Annotated in this window: 16 protein-coding genes; 8 read left to right on the top strand and 8 right to left on the bottom strand. The window is 60.1% G+C overall.

All coding sequences use genetic code 11. The features are described from left to right. Positions 1 to 897, bottom strand: coding sequence for a LysR family transcriptional regulator (locus ACGSLL_RS25125; RefSeq protein ID WP_394507004.1), 897 nt, complete (start codon positions 895 to 897; stop codon positions 1 to 3). Between the two features lie 224 nt (positions 898 to 1,121). Here ACGSLL_RS25125 and ACGSLL_RS25120 point away from each other — a divergent pair, with 224 nt between their 5' ends. Beyond that, positions 1,122 to 1,748: a hydrolase gene (locus ACGSLL_RS25120; RefSeq protein WP_258449469.1), complete on the top strand. Its 627-nt coding sequence runs from the start codon at positions 1,122 to 1,124 to the stop codon at positions 1,746 to 1,748. Positions 1,749 to 1,964: 216 nt separating this feature from the next. Here ACGSLL_RS25120 and ACGSLL_RS25115 read toward each other — a convergent pair whose 3' ends face one another. Both ACGSLL_RS25115 and ACGSLL_RS25110 read right to left on the bottom strand, forming a co-directional pair. Beyond that, positions 1,965 to 2,324, bottom strand: coding sequence for a hypothetical protein (locus tag ACGSLL_RS25115; RefSeq protein WP_394507005.1), 360 nt, complete (start codon positions 2,322 to 2,324; stop codon positions 1,965 to 1,967). Positions 2,325 to 2,418: 94 nt separating this feature from the next. Beyond that, positions 2,419 to 4,545, bottom strand: a complete 2,127-nt coding sequence (locus tag ACGSLL_RS25110; RefSeq protein ID WP_394507006.1) for a TonB-dependent receptor family protein — start codon at positions 4,543 to 4,545, stop codon at positions 2,419 to 2,421. A 262-nt stretch (positions 4,546 to 4,807) separates the two neighbouring features. Here ACGSLL_RS25110 and ACGSLL_RS25105 point away from each other — a divergent pair, with 262 nt between their 5' ends. Genes ACGSLL_RS25105 through cydB form a run of 4 tightly spaced genes read left to right on the top strand, consistent with a single transcriptional unit; the run spans position 4,808 to position 7,835 of the window. Continuing rightward, positions 4,808 to 5,023 carry a hypothetical protein gene (locus ACGSLL_RS25105; RefSeq protein WP_394507007.1) on the top strand — a complete coding sequence of 72 codons (216 nt, stop codon included), beginning with the start codon at positions 4,808 to 4,810 and terminating at the stop codon, positions 5,021 to 5,023. A 23-nt stretch (positions 5,024 to 5,046) separates the two neighbouring features. Next, on the top strand, positions 5,047 to 5,436 hold the full coding sequence (locus ACGSLL_RS25100) for a VOC family protein (RefSeq protein ID WP_394507008.1): 390 nt from the start codon (positions 5,047 to 5,049) through the stop codon (positions 5,434 to 5,436). An 8-nt stretch (positions 5,437 to 5,444) separates the two neighbouring features. Continuing rightward, a complete protein-coding gene (locus ACGSLL_RS25095) occupies positions 5,445 to 6,821 on the top strand; it encodes a cytochrome ubiquinol oxidase subunit I (RefSeq protein ID WP_394507009.1) in 1,377 nt (458 codons plus the stop codon). A 12-nt stretch (positions 6,822 to 6,833) separates the two neighbouring features. Further along, complete coding sequence (gene cydB / locus ACGSLL_RS25090) at positions 6,834 to 7,835, top strand: cytochrome d ubiquinol oxidase subunit II (protein WP_394507010.1); 1,002 nt, start codon at positions 6,834 to 6,836, stop codon at positions 7,833 to 7,835. A gap of 2 nt (positions 7,836 to 7,837) precedes the next feature. Here cydB and ACGSLL_RS25085 read toward each other — a convergent pair whose 3' ends face one another. After that, positions 7,838 to 10,459 (bottom strand): bifunctional diguanylate cyclase/phosphodiesterase, encoded by a 2,622-nt coding sequence (locus ACGSLL_RS25085; RefSeq protein WP_394507011.1) that lies wholly within the window; start codon positions 10,457 to 10,459, stop codon positions 7,838 to 7,840. A 219-nt stretch (positions 10,460 to 10,678) separates the two neighbouring features. Between ACGSLL_RS25085 and ACGSLL_RS25080 the strand changes: the two genes are divergently transcribed. Continuing rightward, positions 10,679 to 12,874, top strand: coding sequence for an OsmC domain/YcaO domain-containing protein (locus ACGSLL_RS25080; RefSeq protein WP_394507012.1), 2,196 nt, complete (start codon positions 10,679 to 10,681; stop codon positions 12,872 to 12,874). A gap of 159 nt (positions 12,875 to 13,033) precedes the next feature. On the opposite strand, the gene ACGSLL_RS25075 is transcribed toward ACGSLL_RS25080, so the two are convergent. From ACGSLL_RS25075 to ACGSLL_RS25060, 4 genes are all read right to left on the bottom strand, one after another. Next, positions 13,034 to 13,528 carry a PaaI family thioesterase gene (locus tag ACGSLL_RS25075; protein ID WP_394507013.1) on the bottom strand — a complete coding sequence of 165 codons (495 nt, stop codon included), beginning with the start codon at positions 13,526 to 13,528 and terminating at the stop codon, positions 13,034 to 13,036. 8 nt (positions 13,529 to 13,536) lie between these two features. Continuing rightward, positions 13,537 to 14,694: a GGDEF domain-containing protein gene (locus ACGSLL_RS25070; protein WP_394507014.1), complete on the bottom strand. Its 1,158-nt coding sequence runs from the start codon at positions 14,692 to 14,694 to the stop codon at positions 13,537 to 13,539. 104 nt (positions 14,695 to 14,798) lie between these two features. After that, positions 14,799 to 15,827, bottom strand: coding sequence for an NADPH-dependent aldehyde reductase Ahr (ahr, locus tag ACGSLL_RS25065; protein ID WP_394507015.1), 1,029 nt, complete (start codon positions 15,825 to 15,827; stop codon positions 14,799 to 14,801). Between the two features lie 50 nt (positions 15,828 to 15,877). Next, on the bottom strand, positions 15,878 to 16,126 hold the full coding sequence (locus ACGSLL_RS25060) for a hypothetical protein (RefSeq protein WP_394507016.1): 249 nt from the start codon (positions 16,124 to 16,126) through the stop codon (positions 15,878 to 15,880). Positions 16,127 to 16,291: 165 nt separating this feature from the next. Here ACGSLL_RS25060 and ACGSLL_RS25055 point away from each other — a divergent pair, with 165 nt between their 5' ends. Both ACGSLL_RS25055 and ACGSLL_RS25050 read left to right on the top strand, forming a co-directional pair. Further along, the gene (locus ACGSLL_RS25055; RefSeq protein WP_394507017.1) at positions 16,292 to 16,936 is read left to right on the top strand and encodes an ATPase; all 645 of its coding nucleotides are present in this window, start codon (positions 16,292 to 16,294) and stop codon (positions 16,934 to 16,936) included. Between the two features lie 86 nt (positions 16,937 to 17,022). Next, positions 17,023 to 17,364: a hypothetical protein gene (locus ACGSLL_RS25050; RefSeq protein ID WP_394507018.1), complete on the top strand. Its 342-nt coding sequence runs from the start codon at positions 17,023 to 17,025 to the stop codon at positions 17,362 to 17,364. The last annotated feature ends 694 nt before the right edge of the window (positions 17,365 to 18,058 follow it).

Raw genomic sequence — 18,058 nt, 5'->3', positions numbered from 1 at the left:
TCACACGGATACAGGCTTGGCGAAATGAGGTGACTGTCCGAACGACTCGATCAACAGTTCGGTGAGGGCCTGGATCTTGCGCGCCGGATGTGGTCCCGGGGGGCGCACGACATAGGCGCCTGCCTGCGGCGGGGGGTAGTGAGTCATGATCGGCACCAGTGCGCCTGACTTCACCTGTTCATAGGTAAGACAGTCCGGCAAATAGGCAATGCCCAATCCGGCCGTTGCAGCGGCAACCAACGCCGTGCCGTTGTCAGCCTTGAAACGTCCTTGCGGACGAACCGTCACCACGTTGCCGCCGTCCATGAATTGCCAGGTTTCGGTGCCCTGCATCAACGCCTCATGAGCCTGCAGGTCGTGTGGACATGCCGGTTCGCCATGGACTTTGATGTAACCGGGGCTGGCGACGAGTTTGGTGAAGATCGGGCCGATGCCACGCGCAATCAGATTCGAGTCCGGTAGATATCCTACGCGTATCGCACAGTCATAACCTTCACCGATCAGATCAACGAAGCGATCGCTGTAGCAAGTCTGCATCTGCAGTAACGGATGACGGCGCGCCATCTCTGCCAGCATCGGGGCGAAGTGCGTCGGACCAAAAGATAGCGGCGCGGCAATCCGCAGTCGGCCGCGCAGCGGGCCGGCAGGCAGAAGTGTTTCCTTCGCCATGTCCATTTCGGCGCAGACCCTCGCGGCATGATCGCGGAACGTGATCCCCGCTTCGGTCAGCGCCGCGCCGCGAGTCGTGCGTGCGAGCAGTTGGATGCCCAGATCCGCCTCAAGCCGCGCGAGCCGGCGGCTGACGATGGATTTGGACACGCCCAGCCGAGTTGCCGCCGATGAAATTCCGCCCGCATCAGCGACTGCTACAAAGGTCTGCAATTCTTCGATATCCAAAACCAGCGTTCCCCATTCTGCAACACAGCTAGTCTCGGGATGCTACTACTGCGTTGAGTCGAGCAACAGCACAATCCTGCTCTCTGGCAACACGGCCCAACCGGGTACGCAGCCGGGAAATGCAGTCTCCCTCAATGCAGTGCAGGCTACGAAACACTCGCCGCTGTTCGAGCGAGCTATCGGGTCCGCGCTGCGTACAAGACAACTAAAAGCAGGAGCAGCAAATGGCAAGCGAGACAATCCGCAACCCTCTGACCGATCAACTGTTGTCGCCAGTGAATTCGGCGCTGATCGTTATTGATTACCAGCCGATTCAGGTGTCCTCGATCCGCTCGATGCCGCGCGACGAGTTGGTGTTCAATATCACTAGCGTGGCCAAAGCGGCCGTCAACTATAATCTCCCGATCATCCATTCAACGGTGAACGTCGCGACCGGTCGCAACAAACCACCGATACCGGAACTGCAAGCGGTACTCGGGCATTTGCCCACCTATGACCGTACCTCGATCAACAGCTGGGAAGACGCGGAGTTCAAGCAAGCCGTCAAGGCACTTGGCCGACCGAAGCTGATCATGACCGCGCTCTGGACCGAAGCCTGCCTGACTTTTCCGGTGCTCGATGCGATTCAGGAGGGATATGAGGTCTACATACCGATTGATGCCGTAGGCGGTACGTCGGTTGTTGCTCACGAAGCGGCGTTACGGCGCATGGAACAGGCGGGTGCCCGGTTGATCAGCCGCGTGCAGCTGTACTGCGAGCTTCAGCGCGACTGGGCACGCGAGTCGACGGTCGCGGGGTTCATGGGGGTATTTGAAAATGCCGATGGCTACAATGCGGAAAAAGCGCTGTGAGGCTCTAATCCATAGCGATTCAGCCCGTTGACGAAGTGAGGCCCGTGTTTGCGGGCCTCACTTTTTAGCTCTGGGTGCGCGCCGCGGTTGTTCAGCCCAGGGAGGAAGAGCGGCAGGCTTGTTCTGGCCAGCCGCTCTGCTATTCAACGTTCTACTTTGGCGAATGTTGTTATCTTCCTTGATGGGTAGGGCGAAGCGGATCTCGTTGTCTGTGCTTCACAATCCCCCGAAACCGCTAAACCAGGGAAACACAATGCCAGCCTTGTGTCCCTGGTATTTTGACGGGTCTCTCAGCTGCCTGCGGCAACGCCATCCGCTGACCATCGCAGGGATGAGCAGCAAGGCGAGCATCCATGGCAGCACAGAGGATGATCCCACACTCAAAGCCGTCAGCAGGCCAGCGAGCGCCAGGCAAATAATTGCGACGTTATAGCTGAGATGCCGACGCTTGATGGAAGCGAAGGTGGCCCAGTCATAAATCAGCCAGTCGTGGGAGAAACTTCCACACTCGGGGCACTTGTGGGTTGGAGGAATACTGTTCGCAATATAGCCACATTCAGGACATCGAGATTTCATCGAACGATCCATCATCGGAGGCGGGTGAAATCATAGTCAGCTTGGCGAGACTGACACTGAGCAACCCGCAGTACTTGCTTCCAAGGGCAATCGGTCAGAGCAAACTCCACGAAACCCCGACATACACCCCCATTCCTTCGCCCGGCGTCGACCGTGCTGCATCCAGCCCCTTGTCGTCATACCCCGGCGTGACGGTGGCGGCGTAATGCTTGTTGGTCAGGTTGCGCATATCGACCCAACCCTGCCAGTCACCCTTCGGTGCGTTGTAGCCCAGCGTTGCGCCGAACAGCGCGTACGGGTCAGCGTAGTAGCTGTTGGCGTAATCCACGGCTGCTTTCGAAACCAGTTGAGTGTTCACGGCGGCGAAGAAACCTTGCGGCCAGTCGTAACGCAACTCGCCCTGGTAATAGTGCATCGGCAAGCCCGGCAGACGGTTGTCACCGAAACGCTGGTCATCACGATAGTGGAAATCGCTGAAGGTGTAGGCCTGACGCAGGCTCAACTGACGGCCATCCGCCGCCGTCCACAGTTTGCTGTTGAGGCTGGCTTCGACGCCTTGATGCACGGTCGGGCTGGCGTTGAGTTCGTACGGCGTGACGGCAGTGGCGTCGGGCAGTACCGAAAGCAGTTCGTGGCGCACTTGTGCGTAATACCAGGCCAGGCTCCATTCGCCGACAGCGCTGTCGCCACGGCCACCGAGCTCAAGGGTGGTGGCGGTCTGGTTTTGCAGGGTGGTCGGGTCTTTTTGCGTGCCGGTGGCCGCGCCGTTACCAGCCGGGAAACGCACGTTGGAGCTGTAGATCAGCGACCACGGGTGCGGCGCCTCGACCGAGCGGCTGAGGTTGCCGAATACTTGAACATCCGGGGTGATCTGGTAGCGCAGGCCGATTCGCGGCGCGTAATCCCAATCGTTGAGGCTGGTTTTGCCGCCGCTTTGCGGGTAGGTCACGGCGCTTTCGCGGCGTGTATAGATGGCGGCGAGGCCGGTGGTCAGCCACAGGTCGTCGGCGATTTCCAGGTCGTTGCCAAAATGCAGGACGGTGTCCGAACCCTGATACGTGAAGTTGCGCATGCGCGTGCCCGGCGCATGACCGGCCGTGTTGCCGCTCGGCACCCGGACAAATTCGCTGGCGCCGTCGTTGGGCAGGTGCTTGGTCACGCGCAGGCCGACATTGCTGCGGCTTTCCATGCCGAACAGGGTGTCGCGGCGCTTGTAGTCGAAGGTGCCGCTGACGTCGGAGTAGGCGACTTTCAAGCGGTTCGGGCCTTCGCGCAGGTCCATCGGATAGTCGTGATAGACGAGGCCGGTCTGGATGCTCGAATCGTCGTCGATGTAGAAGGTGGTCTTGTTGCCGATGAAGGTGCTGCCCGGTTGCTTGCGGCTGTCGTCCCGCGCCACGTAGGACGGGTTGGCTGCCCGCGGATGATGCTCGATGGAATGCTTGGTCACACGACCGGCGAGGTCGTTGTCGGATTCGCGATAGCGGATATAGAAGCGCGTTTCCAGATTCGGGTTGAAGCGATAACCGAAGTTGGCGATCACGCCTTTGCTTTCGCTGGCGGTGTGATCCTGATAGCCGTCGGCATTGGCATCGGTCAGCGATACGTAATAATCGAAGTCGCCGAGCACTTGCCCGGAACTGACCTGGCGCTGCTGATAGCCGTGGCTGCCGGTCGCATAGCGCACTTGCAGCTTCGGCGCGGTGTAGCCGGTGTGGCTGAGGTAATCGATGGCCCCACCCAGCGCGAGCGCGCCGCGATCGAAACCGTTGGCGCCGCGCAGCACCTCGACGTGATCGACCCACAACGGTTCGAGCAACTCGTACGGCGTGCCGCCGGGACCGGTCAACGGCAAGCCATCGAGCATCGTGTACAGCCCCGACGCATGCGCGCCCGGTGCGCGGTTGATGCCCGAACCACGCACGGAAATCTTCACACCTTCGTTGCCCGCCGACTGTGCATAAACGCCCGGTTGGTAGGCCAGCACATCCTGATTGCTCGCCACGCGGCCCTGCAACGGCTGGCGCATGTCGACCACGTTGGTGCCACCGGGCACCTGTTCGAGACTGGCCTTGGCTTCTTCGACGCTGGCGTCTGTGCCGCTGCGCTCATCCGCCGAAATCAGCACTTGCCCCAGTTCCAGACCTTGGGTCTCGGCCAGCGCCGGGCAGGCAAGGGCCAGGCCGAGCAGGGCGGCGGGCAGGGATTTGGGCGACGGCATCGAAAAACTCCAGCGAACAGGGATGAACAGTGAACAGTGCGACGCAGGAAACAGGCGGGGAAACACATGGCGAGCAGGCTTTTTCCCCGGCGATGAGCCACAACCGGACGAGGAATAACTTCGCGGATCGGCACCGCACGGTCAATAAACAAATACAGCTACACCGTTGACCCGTTTCAACCGGACCGTCCGTCCGTCGTCTGCCCTGAACCAGCGCCGCAACGAATCTTTCTACCGGGTGAGTCTTTCAGGAGATACCCGCATGTTCGATCAACAAAAACAGGCATCACTGGCGGCTTGGCGCGAACTGGCGGCGCAAACACAGGACGATCCGGACCCCGAGCAGCGCTACGACGAACTGCTCAGGGCCGCCGATGCGATGGAGGAACAAGGCCTGATCACCGCTGCGGAATGGCGGCAACTGGTGCGCGACGCCGGCAATCTGTTCACCCATAACGAAGAACAAACCCACGGTTGAATGGCCAGCGGAGGAACATCCCCATGCTCAGTTATCTGTTTATCGGCGCCAATGACGTGGAACGTTCGGCGGCCTTTTATCACGCGATCCTCACGCCGCTGGGTTATCAGCATGATCGCGAAGAACACGATTGTTTCTATCTGCCCGGCGCGGCCGACAAGTCCAACGGGCCCGGTAGCGTGCACATCGCCAAACCGTTTAACGGCGAGCCGGCGACTGCGGGTAACGGCATGATGCCGGCGTTTCGCGCCGAATCCCGGCAGCAGGTTGATCAGATTTACAAGACCGGACTCGACAACGGCGGCAGCGACGAAGGCGCGCCGGGCACGCGCGAGGCATACACGCCGGACTTCTATGTGGCGTACCTGCGCGACCCCGAGGGCAACAAGCTTGCGCTGTTTTTCAGTGGCTGAATGCGCGCATGGAGTCCGTTGATTCCGCCCTGATGGCGGCCCGCGCCCAGTTCGCAATCACCATCAGTTTTCACATCGTGCTGGCGGCGTTCAGCATCGGTCTGGCCAACTTCCTCATGGTGCTGGAAGCGTTGTGGTTGAAAACCGGGCGCACGGTTTATCTGGATGTTTATCGTTATTGGTTGAAAGTGTTCGCGCTCAACGTCGCAGTGGGCACCGCGTCGGGGTTGATTCTGGAATACCAGTTCGGGTTGAACTGGTCGCGGCTGGCGGTGCAGGCCGGCGACGTCATCGGGCCACTGATGTTCTATGAAGTACTGGCGGCGTTTTTCATCGAAGCGGGTTTCCTCGGCATCATGCTGTTTGGCCTGAAAAAGGTCGGCCCGAAACTGCATTTTTTTGCCACCTGTGCCGTGGCGCTGGGTTCACTGATCAGTGCGTTCTGGATTCTCTCTGCCAATTCCTGGATGCAAACGCCGGCAGGCTATTCGATTGCCGCGGACGGCCGATTCATCGCCGAGGACTGGTGGGCAATCATTTTCAATCCGTCGTTTGCGCATCGTCTGGCGCATATGATCCTCGCCGTGTTCATCGGCAGTGCCACGTTGATTGCCGGCGCCAGCGCCTGGCAATTGCGCAAGGCCGCGCACAATCCCCGTGCGCGCTTGCAGTTTTCCATGGCCCTGTGGGTAATCGCGCTGTTGATGCCGCTGCAGATCGTGGTCGGCGATCTGCATGGCCGGCACAGCTTGCAGGTCCAGCCGCAGAAGGTCGCTGCGATCGAGGGCTCGTGGACCCGACCACCCGCAGGCGCTGGCGAACCGTTGCGCCTGCTGGCCTGGCCAGACATGAACGAGCGCCGCAACCTGTGGGAATTGTCGATTCCACGCGCGGGCTCGCTGTATTTACATCACGATCTACACAGCAGCATCGCCGCGCTGGATGAATTCCCGCCGCAAGACATCCCGCCGGTGGCTCCGGTGTTTTTTGCCTTTCGCCTGATGGTCGGGCTGGGGCTGTTGATGCTTGCGCAAGGCGTGATCAGCCTGATCCTGCGCCGGCGTCGGCGCCTGTACAGCGCGCGCTGGTTTTTGAGCGGTTGCGTGTGGCTGGCCCCGGCCGGATTTCTGGCGATGCTCAGCGGCTGGGTCGTTACCGAGGTCGGCCGACAACCGTTTACGGTGTACGGCTTGATGCGTACGGCGGACAGTCTGTCGTCGGTATCGCGTGCGCAAGTGCTCGGTTCGACGTGGTTGATCCTGCTGTTCTATCTATTGATTTTCGCCATCGGCCTGTGGGTGTTGCTGCGCTTGCTGCGTAAGCCGCCGCAAGCCGATGAGCCGGGACCGCAACCGACCCTGGCTGACGAAACCGGGCATTCTTGAGGACGCCGCTGCATGGACACTGACTGGCTGACCCTGCTCAGCGCCGCCGCGCTGGCGTTCTCGGTGATGAACTACGTGATTCTCGATGGCACCGACCTGGGCGTCGGCATGCTCATGGGCGTGACGGCTTGCAGCCGCGAGCGTCGAGCCATGGCGGTGACGATTCTGCCGGTGTGGGACGCCAACGAGACATGGCTGGTACTCGGTGGCGGTGGGTTGCTCGCGTTGTTTCCGCTGGCTTACGCGATTTTACTGCCGGCCCTGTATGTACCGTTCATTGTGATGTTCCTGGCGTTGATCGCGCGGGCGGTGGCGCTGGAGTTTCGTGACCATGCGTCCAGTGAACGGCGCAAACGGGCGATCGACAGGGTGTTGACGGGCGCATCGCTGCTGACCGGGTTCGTGCAGGGCATGGTGCTCGGTACGCTGGTGCAGGGTGTTGCGCATCACAATGGTCAATACAGCGGCGATGGCCGTGAATGGCTCAGTGCTTTTGCGCTGTTCTGCGGTGGGGTGCTGGTGCTCGGCTATCTGTGGCTGGGCGCCTGCTGGCTTTACTGGCGAACGATGGATCAGTTGCAGCAGCGCTCTGCGCGGCAGGCGCGGGTTCTGGCATTGATCGTCGTGCTGTCGCTGCTGGCACTGGTTGCGTGGACTGCCACGTTGCATCCGCAATACGCGCAACGCTTGCTGGATGTACGGCTGTGGTTGCCGGCGGGGTTGCTCCTCGGCGTTTCTTTGCTGGTCTTTGCCCGGGGTTTTCGCAGCCGCCGGGATTTCCTGCCGTTGTTCGCCGCGCTCGGTGTCTTCGTACTGGCCTTCGCCGCGATGCTGGTCGCGCTGTTTCCCTACATCATCCCGCCGGGCCTGACCCTGAGCGCCGCGGCGTCCAGCCCGAACAGCCAGGTATTCATGCTGATCGGTTTTGCCGTGCTGGTACCGCTGACGCTGGCCTACAACACGTTCGGCTTCAAGGTCTTCAGCGGCAAGGTGCGGGTGGCCGGGCAGGGCTGACCTCAGGTCACCCGGCCCTTTCTGGTGGCAATGCTGCTCACCGGCGACAGGCGTGAGGCCTGCAACAACTCGGCAAACGCGGCTTTGTCGATCGGCCGACTCATGAAATAGCCCTGGACTTCATTGCACTGGTCGACACCGAGAATATCCAGTTGTTCTTCGGTCTCGACGCCTTCGGCAGTCACGGTCAGGCCCATGGCTTTACCCAGGCCGATGATCGCCTGCACCACGGCGCGATCATTGGTCCCGCTGCTGATCGAGGCGATGAAGCGCTTGTCGATCTTGATGCCATCAAAAGGGTAGGCGCGCAGGTAACCGAGCGAAGAGTAACCCGTGCCGAAATCGTCCATGTTCAGGCGCACGCCAAGTTCTTTCAGCGCATTCATGGTAGTCAATGCGCCGTCGGTGTCGTTGAGCATGACGTTTTCGGTGATTTCCAGTTCAAGGCGACTGGCCGGAAAGCGCGTGGCAACCAGCACTTCGCGCACATCCTCGACCACGTCGCTGACGGCGAATTGCGCCGGCGACAGATTCACCGACAACAGCACGTCCTCCGGCCATGCCAGCGCGGTCTCGCAGGCTTCGCGCAATACCCAGCGTCCGAGGGGCACGATCAGATCGGTCTGCTCGGCCAACGGAATGAATACGTCCGGGCCGAGCAGACCCTTGGTCGGATGCTGCCAGCGCACTAGCGCTTCGACCGAGACGATCTGCTTGCCATCGACCTTGTAGCGCGGTTGGTAATGCAGGATGAATTCGTTGTGCTTGAGCGCGTGGCGCATGTCGTCTTCCATCTGCCGACGCGTCTGGATCTGATCGCTCATGTGTGCTTCGAAGTAGCACCAGGTGTTCTTGCCGTCGGATTTGGCCTGATACAGCGCGATGTCGGCATAGCGGATCAGATCACTGGGCACGTAACCGTGACGCCGACTGAGGGCGATACCGATACTGGCGCCGATGTGCAGCGGATGTTCTTCGAACAGGACCGGCTGATGCAGGCTGCCGATCAGCCGTGTGCAGAATTTGTCGATCTCGTGATGCGTGTCCATGCCGTTAAGAACGACGATGAACTCATCGCCCCCCAGGCGCGCGACGATGTCGTCTTCGCGCGTGCATTCACGCAGGCGCACGGCGACTTCCTGCAACACCGCATCGCCGGCCGGATGGCCGAGTGAGTCGTTGATCGGTTTGAAATTATCGAGGTCGATCATCAGCAGCGACAGCGGCGGCGCGTGTTCCTTGAGCAGCAGGGCTTCATCGAGATATCGCGCCAGTTTGTTGCGGTTCGGCAGGCCGGTCAGGGCATCGTGCATCGACAAGTGCTGAATCTGCGCATGGGCGGCCACTTCGTCGGTGATGTCGCTGGCGGTGCCGCGATAGCCGACGACATTATGCTGATGCAAGATTGGTCGTGCCGACAGCCGACAGTGGCGCGGTTGTCCGGAGTGATCGCGATAGGTACAGCGCAAATCGCTGCTGCTGGTTTCTTCGCTGAGCTTGCGCAGCCACAACTCCAGCGGTGTCGTGTCACAGGTGAGCAATTCGCCGATGTGCTGGCCCAGCCACAAGGTCTGCGGATAACCGGTGACCTCGCTGAAGCGTGCCGACAGGTAAGTCAGCAACAGATCGCGGTCGACTTCCCAGATCCAGTCCGAAGCCGCCTCGGCCACCGCACGAAAGCGCTCTTCACTGGCTTCGAGGGCATGGTTGGCACTTTCCAGCGCGAGATTGGAGGCCTGCATCGCTTCAATGCTGTTGTCGACGTATTGCGATGAGCGTAGGGCATGGCGGAAGAAATACGCAGTCAGCAGCATCAGCACGATCAGCGTCGCGCCGAGGGGCGGGATCAACGACCACAACAGTTGCTGGCCGGGGCGTTGCAGATCGGCAATCAGGCTGTAACCGGTGCTGTCGAGCGGCACCCTTGGCTGAGTGCTTTGGATGCTGTCGTCCGGAGCCAGCGTCAGGTTGGTCAGGCCGTAGCCGCTGCCGATTTTGCGTAGTTTGGTCGGGGTCAGTTTGTCGACGAAGATCAACACCGAGGTATTTTTCAATTCATCGAGCGGGCGTTCATCGTTGGGAATGATCGGGGCCGCCGTGATCAATGCCGGCCAGCCTTCGAACAAGGAATAGGTGGCAATCGGTTTGGTCAGGTCCGGCTGACTCAGCGCCTGTTCCAGTAATTCTGCGGCAGGCACCTGCAGCACCTCGGCAAGGTCGGTCTCGACCATCTGCCCGCGAATCACCGAGTATTTGGTGCGATTGCGATCGATCACGAAGACGCCGTCATAGCCGTCGCTGGTGAACATGGTTTTGCCCATGTTCTGCTCGGCGTACGCCCAGTCCGTATCGACCGGCCCGCTCAAATGTTCGTAAGCGGTGGTCCAGTAGGCGTAGCTAGTGATGTAGTTTTTCGAGGTGGTAATGCGGTTTTCCAACGCCCTGGCCGAATAGAACCGGTTTTGTTCGACGTCTTTTTCATCAAGCTGATTGGCAATGCCGAGCAGGGCGCTCACCGCGGCAATGACGCCGGCAACGAACAACGCGCCGACCGCAATGGCCAGGCGGCGGGTGACCGCGCGTTGCGGGCTCGGCAGGGGGTGCGCAGAAGCAGTAACGGCCATGTGCTCGTCCTTGATCCGGTGTCTTCTGAATCTAGAACAACGGCGCGGGGACATTGTTCAGATTGTTGTCATGGATGACGACGCGTTGCTTCGAAGTGTAGCGAATTTGCCGAAAATGCCAGTGTCGCCGGCTGGCGGCGAATCCCGAAAGCACAAGACATCGTGCGCAAAAGCCGGATAATGGCGGCCATTCGTTTAGCCGTATTCTGGTAATCCCGCATGGAAATCAAGGTCAACTTTCTCGACAACCTTCGACTTGAAGCCAAGTTCGACGACTTCACGGTGATCGCCGATCAGCCCATCCGCTACAAGGGTGATGGCTCGGCACCGGGGCCGTTCGACTACTTTCTGGCGTCGTCGGCGTTGTGTGCGGCTTACTTTGTGAAGTTGTACTGCGACACGCGCAATATCCCCACGGAAAACATTCGTCTGTCGCAGAACAACATCGTCGACCCGGAAAACCGCTACAACCAGATCTTCAAGATCCAGGTTGAATTGCCGGCAGATATTTCCGACAAGGACCGCCAGGGCATTCTGCGTTCGATCGACCGTTGCACCGTAAAAAAAGTCGTGCAAACCGGCCCGGAATTCATCATCGAAGAAGTCGAGAACCTCGACGCCGATGCGCAGGCCTTGCTGATGCCGCATGCGGGTTCTGAAGCGGGCACGTACATCGCCGGTAAAGACCTGCCGCTGGAGCAGACCATTGCCAACATGTCGGGCATCCTCGCCGACCTGGGCATGAAGATCGAAATCGCCTCGTGGCGCAACATCGTGCCCAACGTCTGGTCGCTGCACATTCGCGATGCGCATTCGCCGATGTGTTTCACCAACGGCAAGGGCGCCACGAAGGAGGGCGCTCTGGCCTCGGCGCTGGGCGAGTTCATCGAGCGCTTGAACTGCAACTTCTTCTACAACGACCAGTTCTGGGGCGAAGAGATCGCCAACGCCGACTTCGTCCATTACCCGGACGAAAAGTGGTTCAAGCCGAGCGCAAAAGACGAGTTGCCGAGCGAGATCCTCGACGACTACACCTTGAAGATCTACAACCGCGACGGCGAACTGCGCGGCTCGCATCTGTTCGACACCAATTCTGGCAACACCCAGCGCGGTATTTGTTCGCTGCCGTTCGTGCGTCAGTCCGATAACGAAGTGGTGTACTTCCCGTCGAACCTGATCGAAAACCTTTACCTGAGCAACGGCATGAGCGCCGGCAACACCCTGGCCGAAGCGCAGGTGCAGTGCCTGTCGGAGATTTTCGAGCGCGCGGTGAAGCGCGAAATCCTCGAAGGCGAAATGGCCCTGCCGGACGTACCGCAAGCAGTGCTGGAAAAATACCCGAGCATCCTCGCCGGTATCAAAGGCCTGGAAGAGCAGGGCTTCCCGGTGCTGGTCAAGGATGCCTCGCTGGGCGGTGAATTCCCGGTCATGTGCGTGACCCTGATGAACCCGCGCACCGGTGGCGTATTCGCCTCGTTCGGTGCGCACCCAAGCCTGGAAGTGGCGCTGGAACGCAGCCTGACCGAATTGCTTCAGGGCCGCAGTTTCGAAGGCCTCAACGACCTGCCGCAGCCGACGTTCTCCGGCCAGGCCGTGACCGAGCCGAACAACTTTGTCGAGCACTTCATCGATTCCAGCGGTGTGGTGTCGTGGCGTTTCTTCAGTGCCAAACCAGACTTCGAGTTTGTCGAGTGGGACTTCTCCGGCCAGGGTGAAAACTCCAATGCCGAAGAAGCGGCGACGCTGTTCGGCATCCTTGAGGACATGGGCAAGGAAGTCTACATGGCGGTGTACGAGCACATCGGCGCCAAGGCCTGCCGCATCCTCGTGCCGGATTATTCGGAGATCTACCCGATCGAAGACCTGATCTGGGACAACACCAACAAAGCCCTGCAATTTCGCGCCGATATTCTCAACCTGCACAACCTGAGCAAAGTCGGCCTGCGCAATCTTGCCCAAGGTCTGGAAAACAGCGAACAGGACGATTACACCGACATCACCACGCTGATCGGCATCGAGTTCGACGACAACACGCCGTGGGGCAAACTGACGATCCTCGAACTGCGCCTGCTGATCTACCTCGCTCTGCAGAAGTACGAACAAGCCAAGGACCTGGTCGAAGCCTTTCTGCAATACAACGACAACACCGTCGAACGCGGCTTGTTCTATCAAGCGGTCAACGTCGTGCTGGAGATGGAGCTGGACGAAGATCTGCAACTGGAAGACTACGAAGCCAACTTCCGCCGCATGTTTGGCGATGAGCGCATGGACGCAGCTATTGGCTCGGTCAACGGCAGCGTACGCTTTTACGGACTCACCCCGACGAGCATGAAGCTGGAAGGGCTGGATCGGCATTTGCGTTTGATTGAGAGCTATAAGAAGTTGCATTCGGCGCGGGCGGCATTCGCGCACTGACTCCGTCCGTTAAAGAAGCACAGTCGGGTGCTTCTTTAACGCGCTATTCGTTTTCTGACACATCCCGTGAAAACTGCAAAAATCCCTGTGGGAGCTAGCCTGCTAGCGATGAAGGCCAGTCGGTCTATCAGTCTGTCGCAAAAATTTTGATACAAGATTTCAACGCCCATGCGCCGCATCCGCCAACTGCCCGGTATCCACCCGCACAAACACAGACTCGCCTACCGCCGTCAGCACTTCCCCTGCATACACTTCGCAAATCACTCGCGTCTTGCGCCCGACTTCACCGTCAACCCTGGCTCGCAAGATCAGTGGCACGCCCATGGGTGTCGGTTTGATGAATTTGATCCCCAGATTGCCGGTGACACAATCGATGCGCGGCAAGCTGCCGGCTTCGCGGTTTTCTGCGCGGTAGTGGTAGGCCATCGCCGTCCAGTTGGAGTGGCAGTCGACCAGCATGGCGATCAGGCCGCCGTAGACCAGGTCCGGCCAGCCGCAATATTGGCTGTCCGGCAAATGCTCGGCGATAACGTGGACGCCGTCGTCGTGCCAGCGGCTTTTGACGTGCAAGCCGTGTGGGTTGCGGCCGCCGCAGCCGTAGCAGACGCCTTCGGGGGCGGCGAGGTCTTGCAGGGGCGTGTCGAGGCTGGACATGGTTTTTATTATCCTGAAGTGGTGAGCCCGGTCAGACGCAGACGATTGCGCCCACCGCGTTTGGATTCGTAGAGCGCCAGATCGCCTTGTTCGATCAGGGCGGCAAGACTGGGCGGTGCGGTGTCGAACAAGGTAGCGCCGATGCTCAGCGTGACGGCGGCCGGCGTGGCAAAGGTCTGTGAGGCCATCGTCAGAAACTGGTCGCGCAAGGTGTTGCCCAGTTCGACGATGCGCTCACTGGAAGCGTTGTTCAACAGGATGACGAACTCGTCACCGCCGAGTCGCGCCGTTAGTGCATTGCGCGGCAGGGCCGCGAGGATCATTTCGCTCAGGGCGATCAGCAAGCGGTCGCCGGCGGTGTGGCCGTAGTGGTCGTTGACCAGTTTGAAATTGTCGATGTCGATCAGCAGCAGGGCGCCCGGCTGTTTCGGCGAAACCTGTTGCAACAGGCGCGTTGCGCGTTTTTCCAGGGCGCGGCGGTTGTACAGGGCGGTCAGCGGATCACGCTCGGCGAGGCGGGCAATCTGCTTTTCGCGGCGGTAACGTTCGGTACCGGTCATCGACAGCGCAATCAACATGATCGCCATTGCGCCTTCGACCAAAGAGATCTGAATGATCTCGCCGCGAAACGCCGCCAGATCGATCAACGTGCCAGGAATCACCACGGTCAATGCTTTTGCGACGTAGAAGAGGCCATGGCCGAGCAGTACATAACGCAGTTGCACCGCGCCGACGCTCAGCGACTTGCCATGCGGGCGCAGCAGCGAGCTGGCCTTGAGCGTGGGGACTGCCACCAGCAGCGAATTGGCCACCAGCATGGCCTTCGACCACAACGGCCCGTCCGGCAACAGCAGCATCACCAGCCAGGTCAGGAAAATCAGGTACCAGGCCGGCGACAGCCGTGTCTGGGTAAAACGCGCCACGCCGAGCAGGAAAAAGAAGTGCGCGGTCACCAGCAAGCCGTTGGCGAACCAGATGCCTAGCCACAGGAAGCCGCTGCTGCGCAACAGGGCGAGGGTCGAGCCCACGCTGATCGTGGCGAAACCGGCGCTCCAGAACAGCAGCGAAGGTTCGCGAATGCTGCGCCATTCGACCGCCAGGTAGAGCGCGGCAGCGGCTGCAAGCGCGATGGTGATGGTGAGCATCGTTGGCGGGTCGAGCAGCATTTCCGGGCGGGCCTGTCTGATTGAGCGGTTGGGCCGGCGATTGTAAGCGTTCGAACGGGTTTTTCGCAGAGGGCGCGGTCGGCTGGCACCGCCGCGCCCTGGCTTTATTGGCTGGCGTCGAGCACCACGCGGTAGCGCGCTTTGCCACTGCGCAGGTGATCGACCGCCTCGTTGACCTTGCTCATCGGGAACATCTCGACCTGCGGCAGAATCTGGTGCCGGGCACAGAATTCGAGCATGGTCGCCATGGTGCCCGGCGAACCGACAGGGGAGGCGGATAGAGATTTCTGCTGCGGAATCAGATCGAACACATGCACCGGAATCGCGCTGGGTACGATGCCGACGAAATGCAAGCGGCCATTGGCGCGTAGCGTCGCCAGCATCGCCGGCCAGTCGAGGTCGGCGTTGGCGCTGATCAGCAGGAAGTCGAGGCTGCCGGCAATCGCCTTCAGCGCGTTGCTGTCGGTCGAGGCAACCACATTGTGCGCGCCGAGCCGTTTGGCCTCGTCCTGCTTGTTCAGGGACGAGGTGAATGCGGTGACTTCGCAGCCCCATGCGTTGAGAAAGCGCAGCGCCAGATGCCCAAGCCCGCCAATGCCGACCACGCCGACCCGATCGGTCGGTTTCACGCCAAATTGCATTAACGGGTTGAACACCGTGGAACCGGCGCAAAACAGTGGCCCGACCAACGCCGGATCGAGGCTGTCCGGGACCGCAACCGCCCACGCCCAATGCGCGCGCAGGTGATCGGCGAAGCCGCCATTGCTGCCAATGATGGTCGGTTGCGCGGTGCCGCACAGTTGTTGCGAGCCAGACATGCACGATGAGCAATGCATGCAGCTGCCTTTATACCAGCCGATACCGACACGCTGGCCGAGCTGCAGGCCGCGCACTTGCGAGCCCATGCGCACGATTTTGCCGACGGCTTCGTGGCCGGGTACGAACGGGTAACGACTGATGCCCCAATCGTTATCGATCAGCGACTGGTCAGAGTGGCAGACGCCGCAGTATTCCACGGCGACTTCGACGTCTTCCTCGCCGAGGGGGCCGGGGTCATAGCTGTAAGGTTCGAGCGGGGCGCCGGCCGCGGTCGCAGCCCAGCCGTTGAAAGTTGTGGGTTCGCTGTTGCTCATGACGCACCTCCGGTTCGACTGACGGGACAACGCCCGGCAAGTCTAGACGGTCATGGCGCAGGCGCGAGCCAGGTGTCGACCACTCGGCGATCCAGCTCTTCCCAATAAGCCATACCCAACACGCGCGTGGTGTTGAGCCCGCGCAGGTAGCCGCGCAACTGGTTGGCGGTGTCTTTGTTGAGCTGTGGGTCGCTGTTGTTTTTATCCAGCAACACGTTCTCGTACTGCACCAGATACTCGGCGACGCGGTCGCGGTATTCGGGCAAAACGGCGTCACGGATCAGGTCGAACGTTCTCAAGGCAAACCTCACGGGTCTTTGTCGTTGTATTGGAGTGTCTCGCAGTCTGCGCGAGCGCAACTATTGCTAGAAGTAATAGTGACCATCAAGAAACGCAAGTTCTGCTTTGCCGGCGATCGGCGGAAAATCGCCTCCATCGACCACGCCGCTCAAGGAAATTGCGCGATGAACATGCTGCCCCGACTGGCTTTGCTCGCCCTGCTGACCGCGGGCGCGATGTTTACCGCACCGACCTACGCAGCCGACGCCGGGGCGTGCCACTTCCAGAGCCTGGGTAGCAGCGGCGCAACCTTGCAGCATTCGCAAACCGTCGGCGTGTTGCTCAGCGCGAACACGCTGGACAACCTGCAATACCTTGAGCGTTACCACGACATGGCAGCCAATGGCGCCAAAGACGCGCTGGATTCGCGGATTCGCGAAGCGTTTGTCGGCAGTTCCGATCCGGAGTTGGCTATCGACTGGCTGGTGAGTTCGTTGCAACAACAGTTTCTCTCGGTGACGGTCTACGACAACCTCGATGCCCTGGTGCAGGCGCACCCGGACGTAGTGGTCAAGCTCGATACCTTCAATCGCTTGTTGACCCAGCGTAACAGCCTGGTCGAGGCGCGATTTACCGCACGCTTCTACGATGCCGACCTGCAATACATCGGCAAGGCTGAAGGCGCGGTGGAAAAACAGCTGCCTTCGGTCTGGGTGCATGACCAGGCAGCACCGGCGATCGCTGCACAGATCGATAAACAACGCGACCTGCAATTCGACGCCTTGAAGCAATTCGATGTATCGCTCAAGGCCCTGGTGGCGTCGAGCTGATCGCTCAAAACATAAATGGCGACGGCAGCTCCGTGAGGCTGAACCGTTGCCGGTTGAACCGAACCTTTATTTTCAGGATTACACCAATGCGTCTTTTATTCGTTCCTGCGATGGCTGTCGCTTCCTTGCTGCTCGCCGGTTGTGCTTCGGCGCCGAACAATCCGAGCCTGACCTTGCAGACCAGCAAGACCCCGGCACAGTACGCTGAGTGCGTGGTGCCGAAGTTGCAGGGCAGTGCGCTGAACCCGATGGTTTCGCAGACCCAGCGCAGTTATCGGATTGTGGTGCCGAGCAAGATTTCCGCAGACAACGTGCTTGAGGCTTACAAGGCGGGGAATGGCGGCAAGGTGTTCATTTATGAGCGGCACTTGCTGGCCTCGAATTTGTTGCCGTCGAGCTTTGAGCGGGCGGCGCAGGATTGCATCTGATTTTTTGATTTGGCTGAGCTCCTTTGGTTGGCCGCAACCAACCAATTCCTTTGCCCCACGCCTTTTGGTTGTGGGGTTTTTTTTGTCTTGGCGGCCTTAGGGCCGACCATGCTCGGGTTGTTTTGGGTGTATATCCGTTTCTTCGGGTGATGCGTCTGGTGGTTTCGCCCTTACGGCGAGTCCCTTTTTCAGACGCCAAAAAGGAACCAAAAGGCTTTGCTCCTGCGTTCGGCCCTCGCAGGCTCGGGTCCCTTCGCTCCGGGATCGATCCGGGCGCAGCGGCTACGGTTTGCTGCGCTGCACCTACTTCCGCTGTGTCTGGCTGCGCCAGACGGTCGCTGCGCTCCCACGCCCGGATCAATCCCTGCGCTCAGCCTTCCGATGTCGCTGGTTAGGCAAGATCAAGATCAGGGGCACGCGAGCTAACGCTCATTGTTGAGTGGTTAGAAGCGGGTGGTTGGCTTGGGATTGTTTTGGATTCGCCCCTCACCCCAGCCCTCTCCCGAGGGAGAGGGTGCCGATTTTGGTTGGTTTTGATACTTGCATTCGACTCGGTATCGAGCGTTGGCGCACTTTGTCCAAACAACTCGGTCAGTTCCCTCTCCCTCCGGGAGAGGGTTAGGGTGAGGGGCTTTTGATTTTGCTTTCAAGTCTGCATTCGACCCGGTATTCCCCGTCGGCGTATTTCTCGAAT

The sequence above is a fragment of the Pseudomonas retamae genome (genome assembly GCF_043496865.1).
In the GTDB taxonomy this organism is placed as follows: Bacteria; Pseudomonadota; Gammaproteobacteria; order Pseudomonadales; family Pseudomonadaceae; genus Aquipseudomonas; species Aquipseudomonas retamae.
This window is presented reverse-complemented; position numbering and strand designations above follow the sequence as displayed.

What these genes read in the sequence shown, in the direction of transcription:
- ACGSLL_RS25120 (WP_258449469.1), top strand. Translation starts at nt 1,122, where the DNA reads ATGGCAAGCGAGACAATCCGCAACCCTCTGACCGATCAACTGTTGTCG.
- ACGSLL_RS25115 (WP_394507005.1), bottom strand. Translation starts at nt 2,324, where the DNA reads ATGAAATCTCGATGTCCTGAATGTGGCTATATTGCGAACAGTATTCCT.
- ACGSLL_RS25110 (WP_394507006.1), bottom strand. Translation starts at nt 4,545, where the DNA reads ATGCCGTCGCCCAAATCCCTGCCCGCCGCCCTGCTCGGCCTGGCCCTT.
- ACGSLL_RS25105 (WP_394507007.1), top strand. Translation starts at nt 4,808, where the DNA reads ATGTTCGATCAACAAAAACAGGCATCACTGGCGGCTTGGCGCGAACTG.
- ACGSLL_RS25100 (WP_394507008.1), top strand. Translation starts at nt 5,047, where the DNA reads ATGCTCAGTTATCTGTTTATCGGCGCCAATGACGTGGAACGTTCGGCG.
- ACGSLL_RS25095 (WP_394507009.1), top strand. Translation starts at nt 5,445, where the DNA reads ATGGAGTCCGTTGATTCCGCCCTGATGGCGGCCCGCGCCCAGTTCGCA.
- cydB (WP_394507010.1), top strand. Translation starts at nt 6,834, where the DNA reads ATGGACACTGACTGGCTGACCCTGCTCAGCGCCGCCGCGCTGGCGTTC.
- ACGSLL_RS25085 (WP_394507011.1), bottom strand. Translation starts at nt 10,459, where the DNA reads ATGGCCGTTACTGCTTCTGCGCACCCCCTGCCGAGCCCGCAACGCGCG.
- ACGSLL_RS25080 (WP_394507012.1), top strand. Translation starts at nt 10,679, where the DNA reads ATGGAAATCAAGGTCAACTTTCTCGACAACCTTCGACTTGAAGCCAAG.
- ACGSLL_RS25075 (WP_394507013.1), bottom strand. Translation starts at nt 13,528, where the DNA reads ATGTCCAGCCTCGACACGCCCCTGCAAGACCTCGCCGCCCCCGAAGGC.
- ACGSLL_RS25070 (WP_394507014.1), bottom strand. Translation starts at nt 14,694, where the DNA reads ATGCTGCTCGACCCGCCAACGATGCTCACCATCACCATCGCGCTTGCA.
- ahr (WP_394507015.1), bottom strand. Translation starts at nt 15,827, where the DNA reads ATGAGCAACAGCGAACCCACAACTTTCAACGGCTGGGCTGCGACCGCG.
- ACGSLL_RS25055 (WP_394507017.1), top strand. Translation starts at nt 16,292, where the DNA reads ATGAACATGCTGCCCCGACTGGCTTTGCTCGCCCTGCTGACCGCGGGC.
- ACGSLL_RS25050 (WP_394507018.1), top strand. Translation starts at nt 17,023, where the DNA reads ATGCGTCTTTTATTCGTTCCTGCGATGGCTGTCGCTTCCTTGCTGCTC.